General features: G+C 39.7%; 1 protein-coding gene. It reads right to left on the reverse strand.

From position 1 onward, the window contains the following. Positions 1-82: 82 nt before the first annotated feature. The gene (locus tag DQQ10_RS27675; protein ID WP_262511785.1) at positions 83-1,612 is read right to left on the reverse strand and encodes an IS1182 family transposase; all 1,530 of its coding nucleotides are present in this window, start codon (positions 1,610-1,612) and stop codon (positions 83-85) included. Between the last annotated feature and the right edge of the window lie 62 nt (positions 1,613-1,674).

Below are 1,674 nucleotides of genomic sequence, written 5' to 3' on the forward strand. Positions count from 1 at the left end.
CTCAAAAGTCATGAGGCGGCTTTTTTTGTTTTTTTTGGGTTAATCTAGTTTGAAAAATGTAGGCGCGTGAAATCTTCGTCACTCATGCGGTCGCTTTTGCAAGATTGTGCGCTATGGCTAGTAAACCTGTCTCAATTTCTACTTTTCGAAGCCCACGAAGCATAAAACGCTTGAAGTTTTTATTGTGTTTGATGTTACCAAACACAGGTTCGATATCAGCTGCTCTTTTCTTTCGATAACTTATGCCTACTTCGCTTGTCAATCGCTCATTTGCTTGTGACTTTAATTTCCGTAGACGATGATTGATATCGACTATTCGATTCCCTTTTTGTGAGTGACACACATCGCGTACTGGACATCCCTTACATTTAGACGCTTGATATTTGTGGTAGGTTTGCTTAAATCCATTTGCTGTTATGCGTGTAGCCTCTCCGATATATTTCATCGGCTCACCAATCGGGCAATAAACCTGATCATTCTTCTTGTCGTACTCCAGGTTTTCACTCTTAAACCAGTCTGTAAGTTTATTACGTTGTTCTCTATCGAACTGATTATGCTTTACATACGCTGACACTTTTCTTTTTGCTAAAAGATCATAATTTTCTTCAGAACCATAACCTGCATCGGCTACCAATACTTCTGGATAATGACCATATAAGTTATGAAAGCTTTTTAAATGACTTTTTAAAGTGCTGGTATCGGTCGTGTTTTGATGAAGGCTGTAGTTAACGATAAATTGGTCTTGGCTAGAAAGTTGAATATTGTAAGCAGGCTTCAACTGTCCATTTTTCATGTGATCCTCTTTCATTCTCATGAACGTTGCATCCGGGTCGGTCTTTGAATAACTATTCCTATTGCCCAGGAGTTTCTCGTGCTCGGCATAACGCTCCATTGCTGCTGGCCAATGCTTCTTGGCATAGTTAAGCTTCTGCTTTTTATCATTCGACACTTTCTTTCCTTCAAGGGCTTTATCGATCTTCTCGATAACTTCACTTACCTGATTACTGTTAATCGGCGCGAATGTCTCTGGTTTTTGATCCTTCAATTCCTCCCAAGCAACCTTCTCTGCATAAGACCAAAGTTCATTAAGTTGCTCGGCCATCTTCGCTTTATTCGATTTGATAGCATTACCCCACACAAAAGTGTAACGGTTAGCTTGTGCTTCTAGCTTGGTGCCATCTGTGAAGATCTCTTTCAAGTTGATATGACCTGCTTCAACCAATAGTTCTACTACTTGACCGAAAACAACCTTCAATACATCCTTCAAACGTTCGCTTCTAAATCTGTTGATCGAATTATGATCTGGCTTATTCATCCCTGATAGCCACATAAAATGAATATTCTCCTTAAGTGCTGACTCTAGTCTGCGAGACGAGTAAGTATTGTTAAGATACCCATAGATCAAAACCTTCAAAAGCATCCTCGGATGATAGCTTGAAGTACCACCGCCTTTAAATTTCTTCAGCAGCGGATCAATGTTAATCTTGTCAATAACCTGATTTACAATGCGAACCGGATGGTTCTTGTCGATAAGTTCCTCTAAACTCGGAGGAAGCATCATCACTTGGTTGGGCGTGTAGTTCTTAAAGACTACTTTTGTTTTAGTACACACAAGCAAGATAACGACTTGCAACTAGAAGAGGACTCACGTTCTCTTCTTTTTTTTTATCCATA

It is taken from the genome of Pseudochryseolinea flava (assembly GCF_003286915.1).
In the GTDB taxonomy this organism is placed as follows: Bacteria; Bacteroidota; Bacteroidia; order Cytophagales; family Cyclobacteriaceae; genus Ohtaekwangia; species Ohtaekwangia flava.